This is a genomic window from Enterococcus sp. E5-162 (genome assembly GCF_035725965.1).
Lineage (GTDB): Bacteria > Bacillota > Bacilli > Lactobacillales > Enterococcaceae > Enterococcus_B > Enterococcus_B lactis.
In genome coordinates this window covers 20136-27068 of record NZ_JAPRFV010000018.1, presented here as the reverse complement: position 1 = coordinate 27068, position 6933 = coordinate 20136, and the positions used below count along the sequence as shown (strand labels likewise).

Below are 6933 nucleotides of genomic sequence, written 5' to 3'. Positions count from 1 at the left end.
TTAAGTGATGTCATGAAAAATCTCCTTTATTCGTTAAAAAGTTTTATTTGTTGTGTTCAACGAGGAATACTTTAACACGTGAAAATATTTCATAGGTAAAAGAAGCATGACAATTTATGACAAATCCTCGTTTTTTGTAATAAACACAGTAATTTATGAAATGAAAAGGATTACGTTTAAGAAAAACTAGTTTTTTTCATTTATTTTTACCATACATCTATATTTAAGAAAGTGTTAAGGTATATTTTTCTCTATGAAAAGTTTTTTCAGATACAAAAAAAGGAAGATTAAATGAGAATTTAATAGCGTTTCTATTAAAATTACAATCGTAATTTAAAAGTGCTTGACATTGCATGTGAAATCACTTACTTTTAGTGTGTAAAAAGATTAAATGAAGGAGCTACATAATGAAAAAGAAAATTATTGTTGGTGGGATCGTGGTTGCATTTTTATGTCTAATTGGCTTTACAGGCACGCGTTACGCAAATGAAATTATTTTGTGGGGTGGAGAGACAGATATCGATACAATCAATGAGAATCTGACACAGCTTGACCATACGTTGACAGATAAAGAGCAAACGATTACAGATCTTACCGCACAACTAGCACAAAAAGAACAGACATTGCAAGATTCAAAGGCAGATGTCCAAGAATACCAAGCAAAAGTAAATGAATTAGAAAACCAAAAAAATCAATTGGCAGCAGAAAAACAAAACTTAGAAAGCCAATTAGTCAGCAAGGATGCACAACTACAAAGCAAACAAAATGAAATCAATGCGAAACTAGACGAAATCAACCAAAAAAATGATGAAATCAATCGATTGAATGCAAATTGGACTGCAAGACTACAAGAAGCACAAGCAAAACTTTCAGAATTACAAAATACTGTAAATGGTTTGAACCAAAAAATCGCAACACTGACACAAGAAAAAGAAAATTTAGAAACTCAGTTAGCAGATACGCAAAAAAAATTAGACGAAGCAACTGCTGAAAACACAAGTTTGAAACAATATATTCAAAAGTTAGAAAAAGCAAAAGGCGAAGTGGAAGATACAGCTGATAAATCTCAACAAATCGTTGAAGAACATTTGAGTAAATAATCTTTTATGATAAGTAACCCTTGATCAGCAATGCGGCGACAGCAATTTATGCTGTTGCCGCTTTTTTGTTAATAAGTGGTCCTTCATCGTTGTAAGAAAAGTTATATGTTCTTTAAGAAAAATAGCTGGACAAAAAATTACAAGATAAAAAGTGTTTCCTCTTTACAAAAAGGAATGTATGTTCGTATAATGGTGATGAGGTGAAGGCAATGGAGAAAAAATATGGAACAGTAGATAAAATCCGTACGTTGCAGGTCAGCGCCAGACCACTGATTCGTTTTAGCTTAAATGAGGTCAATTGTTTGATTGCTTCCCATAGTTTGAACTTCCTAGCTGAAGTAGACGAAGGGATGAAACTAGTTGTTACAGGATATTACAATAATAGAAAGCAATTCGTTGTGAGATCTTATCATGTGTTAGGAAAACCAAAAATTGTGGTAGAATATGAGAAAAGTCTATACCCAAGAAAAAAGGTCCAATAAGATGAAAGAATGAACGAGAAAAAGAAAAGCGGCTGAGACAAAAATGTCCTAGCCGCTTGTTTTGAAAGAAAAATGCAGATGATGGGACTCGAACCCACACGAGCTAACGCTCACATGACCCTCAATCATGCTTGTCTGCCAATTCCAACACATCTGCCTGATATAAAACTACAGACCTACTAATAGAAAGTGGCATGTCTGCCGTTCCATCACGTCTGCATAAATAATAACACAATAATGATAGCGGGGTTTTACATAGTTGTCAAGCTCAAAAAGTGGGAGGTCTTATGAAGATGGAGAAATATGACGGAGAATTTTCAGGACTGGGGATGATCCTAGGCATATTGATTGGCCTTGCATTTGGCCGTTTTCTATTTGGGTTGATGCTGGGAATTATTTGTGGGATTGCAATGGATTGGGCAGCAAATCTATGGAATGACTATCATGACCAGTAAGTTCTCAGCGCTTCTCTGCGTTTTTTTCGATACTTATGTTTTTCCTAAATAAGTGGCAAATTTTTCTAGGATGGAGTATGATATTGAAATAGTAAATAACAAAAAATTTGGAAAGTTCTAACTTTTTGAAATGAGGGATTGGCTAAGTGATGAGAGAATTTGAAAAATCCAACAAATTAGAAGGTGTTAGTTACGACGTTCGCGGTCCTGTTCTAGAAGAAGCAGAGCGTATGCAAGAAGAGGGCATCAGTATTTTAAAATTGAATACAGGAAATCCCGCACCTTTTGGATTCGAGGCACCAAACGAAGTCATTCGTGATTTGATCATGAATGCTCGTGATTCGGAAGGCTACTCAGACTCCAAGGGAATTTTTTCTGCTAGAAAAGCAATTGAGCAATATTGCCAACTGAAACATTTTCCGAATGTGACGATCAATGATATCTATACCGGAAACGGAGTCAGCGAACTGATCACGATGTGTATGCAAGGGTTGCTAGATAATGGAGATGAAGTACTGGTTCCAATGCCAGACTATCCGTTGTGGACTGCCTCGATTGCTTTAGCTGGAGGTACACCTGTTCATTATATTTGCGATGAAGAGGCAGAATGGTATCCTGATATTGATGATATCAAATCAAAAATAACGAGTCGGACAAAAGCGATCGTCATCATCAATCCTAATAATCCTACTGGGGCACTTTATTCAAAAGAATTATTAGAAGAAATAGTTGAAGTAGCCCGACAAAACAACCTGATTATTTATTCTGATGAAATCTATGACCGCTTAGTGATGGATGGCCTAGAACATATTCCGATTGCTACATTAGCGCCTGATTTGTTCGTTATTACGCTGAATGGTCTATCTAAGTCTCATCGTGTGGCAGGCTTTCGAGTCGGCTGGATGGTCCTAAGCGGAGATAAATCACACGTCAAAGGCTATATAGAAGGGCTGAATATGTTGTCTTCCATGCGTTTGTGTTCTAACGTCTTGTCTCAGCAAATCATCCAAACGGCGCTGGGCGGTTATCAAAGTGTTGATGAGCTGCTCCTGCCAGGCGGAAGGATCTATGAGCAAAGAGAATATATCTATAATGCAATCAATGATATTCCTGGTCTTTCAGCTGTAAAACCAAAAGCTGCTTTTTATATATTCCCTAAAATCGATACAAAACGATTCAATATTTTGGATGATGAAAAATTCGTCTTGGACTTTTTACATGAACATCATATTCTGCTCGTGCACGGTGGCGGATTCAATTGGAACCAACCAGATCATTTTCGGATCGTCTATCTTCCTAAAATGGATGATTTGAAACAAACGGCTAAGAAAATGAGAGAATTTTTAGCGACATATCGACAAAAGTGACTTTAAAAAAAGCAAATTTTCCAGAAAGAGAGCCACAGACAAATATACTGAGGCTCTCTTTCTAATGGAGATCTCTTAAATAACTAAAGTCATATTATTTAGTTGCAAGTCTTTTCTTGAAGTTTGCGACTTCCTAAAGTAAAATACGGATAGAATGCGAATACGCATATTTTGGGGAGGATACTTATGGAAACGTTAATCGAGTCCTTTGGCACGATCATTAAAGAGATTCGAAAAGAACAAAAAATGACGCAAAAGATGCTTTCGCAAGATATTTGTTCACAAAGTGTACTAAGCCGGATCGAAAATAATGAGGAACTGCCAAATGTATTGGTGATGATGCAGATTTGTCAACGGCTAGGAGTAACGATTGATCATGTGATGAATCTCTCTCGAAAAACTACTCGGACAAACGATAAATTATTTGAACTGTTGGATAGTTGTTTCCAAAAACGTGATTATCGCAAGTTAGAACAAGTACTAAAATCTTCTGATATTTCTGAGAATCTGTATCAAGCAACTGACTTTCAACGATATTATTATTATCTCGGTGTTTGTGAATTCACGTTGCGTCAAAATATTTCTCAGTCTCTTTATTATTTAAAAGAAGCATTAAGCTACTCTAGCCAAAAAGAAAGAATCCATGTTTCTGACACAGAAATACAACTGATTAGTTGTATCGGAAAAATATATGGTGTGGCAGGAAAAACTGCTGAAGCCCGCTACTATTTGAGTCGAAGCATCCAACTGCTGCATCAATCAGCTGATGAACGATCAAAAAGTGAATTTTCGCAAATTTTTTATAATTATGGAAATTTCTTATTCCATCAAAATGAAATTGACGAAGCACTAGAGCAGGTGAACCAAGGGATCTATTGGGCTCAAGAGAAAAATAGTTACTATTATCTCAATGATTTATTTGTGCTTAAGAGCTTGATATATAAGCGTAAAGAAGAACCAGAAAGAGCAGCATTTTATGAAGGATTGGCACAAGCTGTGAAACAAATTTCAAAAAATCTATAAATGGTGTAGACCATTCTTGACTTCTTCTCTAAATAAGAGTACTTTAGAGGTAGAAAAACAAAGGGAGAGAATAGAATGAGAACTTTTATCTATGCTGACAAATTCTTTTTAGCGTCAGGCGTCAAAAATGCAGGCTATCTTGAAATTACCGATGGGCTTTTTGGTGAATACACCAAAGAACTACCTGAGGGAGAAGTCAACATCATTGACCAAAGCGGCAAATGGATTGCTCCTGGTTTGGTAGATACACATATTCACGGCTATATGAATCATGATGTAATGGACAACGATGCAGAAGGTATCAAAGTGATGTCTGAAGGTCTATTATCTTGTGGAGTGACTTCATTTTTACCAACAACATTGACGTCAAGCAAAGAACGTTTAAAAGATGTAGCTGAGACAATCGGCAAAATGTATCAGGAAGCACCAGGAGCTAAAATCAAAGGAATCTATTTTGAAGGTCCTTTCTTCACAGAAGAACACAAAGGGGCACAAAACCCAAGTTATTTCGGTGATCCTGATTTGGATACTTTCCATGAATGGCAAGAAGCTTCAGGCGGTTTGATCAAAAAAATTGCTTTAGCACCGGAACGTCAAGGTGTAGAAGAGTTTGTCAAACAAGTGACTGAAGAAGGAGTAGTTGTTTCTCTAGGGCACAGTAACGCTACGCTAGAAGAAGCGCAAAAAGCTGTTGAAGCAGGTGCCAGCGTGTTTGTCCATGCTTTCAATGGGATGCGCGGATTGAATCATCGCGAACCAGGTATGGTAGGTGCGTTATTATCTTTAGAACATGTCTTTTCTGAATTGATTTGTGACGGACATCATGTACATCCAAATGCGGCAGGAATTCTAATGGAAAAAGCAGGACATGAGCATGTTGCTTTAATTACAGACTGTATGATGGCCGGTGGGATGCCTGATGGAAATTACAATTTAGGTGAATTTCCGGTAGTAGTAAAAGAAGGAACGGCACGTTTGGAATCTGGCAACTTAGCTGGAAGTATCTTGAAATTGAAAGAAGCAATTAAGAATGTCGTGGATTGGGGACTTGCAACACCAGAGCAAGCAGTCATGATGGCTAGTCTGATTCCAGCAATCAGCTGTAAAATCGATGACACATGTGGAAAAATCGCTCAAGGACGCGACGCAGACTTTATCGTATTGAACCCTGATATGACATTGGAAGCAACTTATCTAGATGGTGTGGAACGCTTCCACGCATAATATAATCCAAGATAACCTTAAAACGAAACTTCTCAAGTTTGGTTTTAAGGTTTTTTTGTGTTCTAATGAATATCACTTTACATAAGTTTCAAAAGTTTCTTTAATTCCTTATTGTTCAATAGTTAACAATATAAAGATAAAATAAAAAATGTTAATACGTATTAGCTAAATAAAAGCATTTTTTATTGTGAAAAAATGAACAAAAATAGGAGGGGAAAGATGAACTTATTTGATATTTTCCGATCGACTTTGACAGATATGTCGATTGTTAGTGCAATTACTTCAACAGTTTTTATTATATTATTAGGGTTTATTTGTAGAAAAAAGGAAATTTTTTCTGAATCTGTTGGAAAAATCCTATCGAAAGTTGTCTTAACAGTGGCTCTACCAGCACTTGCATTTCGAGCTTTCATGCAAGATATCAATACAGAACTCTTGATGCAAGGAATTAATGTGTTGATTTGGGGGTTAGTTATTTATATTATTCTTATTCTAGTTTCAAGACCTTTTTTCTTAAGTTATAAAGGGGATAAGCAATCAACGTTGCGTGTCCTGACAATCTTTGGTTCTACGACCTTTTTCGGGACACCAATCGTCAGTGCGATTTATGGACCGGTCGGCGTGATGTATTCCTCAATTTTCAACATTGGTTATCGGATCTTTTTGTATTCTTATGGATACATAAAAATGAGTGGCTTGAAGATGGAAGCCAAAAATATCAAAGCGATGTTCGTTAATCCAATCATCATCGCTACTTTTGCCGGCCTTTTCATTTGGCTTTTCCAAGGATATCTTCCACAAGTGTCAATCACAGGTGCAGAAGGAGAGATAAGCCAAGTAGCGTTTTTGCGAATTGACCAGACAGCACCTTGGCTATTTCAGCCAATGGATTATTTAGCTGGTTTAAGTTCGCCATTGGCATGGCTAGCAATCGGCGCAACATTAGGTGAAGTAAGTTTCAAAAAAGCTGCTTCTGAAAAAACATCATGGTATTACAGTTTAGTCAAAGTGGTATTTGTACCTGCGTTGAATATCGTGATTTTAGCAGTTTTGACGGCAACAAATATTCTACCGGTCAATTTTGAAGCACTGGCAACGATTGTTATTATGATGGCTACACCAGCCGCAACTGTGGCAGCAGCCTATGCTATCAGTTTTGATAGGGAGGCACTTTTAGCCTCTAATGCATCCTTACTGTCAACTATTTTTGCTGTAGTACTGACACCTGTATGGATCGTTGTATTGCAAATGATTCACGGCATAGGTTTGTTTTAATAGGAAA

At 36.8% G+C, this 6933-nt stretch carries 7 protein-coding genes and 1 tRNA gene; 7 read left to right on the top strand and 1 reads right to left on the bottom strand.

The annotated features are described in order from the left end of the window. The first annotated feature begins 407 nt into the window (after positions 1-407). On the top strand, positions 408-1100 hold the full coding sequence (locus OZZ83_RS13605; RefSeq protein WP_002309519.1) for a hypothetical protein: 693 nt from the start codon (positions 408-410) through the stop codon (positions 1098-1100). Between the two features lie 209 nt (positions 1101-1309). Next, positions 1310-1582, top strand: coding sequence for a hypothetical protein (locus OZZ83_RS13600; RefSeq protein ID WP_002313858.1), 273 nt, complete (start codon positions 1310-1312; stop codon positions 1580-1582). 73 nt (positions 1583-1655) lie between these two features. On the opposite strand, the gene OZZ83_RS13595 is transcribed toward OZZ83_RS13600, so the two are convergent. Beyond that, positions 1656-1739: transfer RNA gene (locus OZZ83_RS13595), tRNA-Leu, on the bottom strand. Positions 1740-1875: 136 nt separating this feature from the next. Here OZZ83_RS13595 and OZZ83_RS13590 point away from each other — a divergent pair. From OZZ83_RS13590 to OZZ83_RS13570, 5 genes are all read left to right on the top strand, one after another. Next, positions 1876-2037, top strand: a complete 162-nt coding sequence (locus OZZ83_RS13590) for a hypothetical protein (RefSeq protein WP_002335007.1) — start codon at positions 1876-1878, stop codon at positions 2035-2037. Between the two features lie 149 nt (positions 2038-2186). Next, complete coding sequence (locus OZZ83_RS13585) at positions 2187-3404, top strand: pyridoxal phosphate-dependent aminotransferase (protein ID WP_002313857.1); 1218 nt, start codon at positions 2187-2189, stop codon at positions 3402-3404. A 186-nt stretch (positions 3405-3590) separates the two neighbouring features. Beyond that, the gene (locus tag OZZ83_RS13580; RefSeq protein ID WP_002292704.1) at positions 3591-4427 is read left to right on the top strand and encodes a helix-turn-helix domain-containing protein; all 837 of its coding nucleotides are present in this window, start codon (positions 3591-3593) and stop codon (positions 4425-4427) included. Between the two features lie 75 nt (positions 4428-4502). After that, on the top strand, positions 4503-5651 hold the full coding sequence (gene nagA / locus OZZ83_RS13575) for an N-acetylglucosamine-6-phosphate deacetylase (RefSeq protein ID WP_002292705.1): 1149 nt from the start codon (positions 4503-4505) through the stop codon (positions 5649-5651). 219 nt (positions 5652-5870) lie between these two features. Further along, on the top strand, positions 5871-6926 hold the full coding sequence (locus OZZ83_RS13570) for an AEC family transporter (RefSeq protein WP_002313856.1): 1056 nt from the start codon (positions 5871-5873) through the stop codon (positions 6924-6926). Positions 6927-6933: the final 7 nt, after the last annotated feature.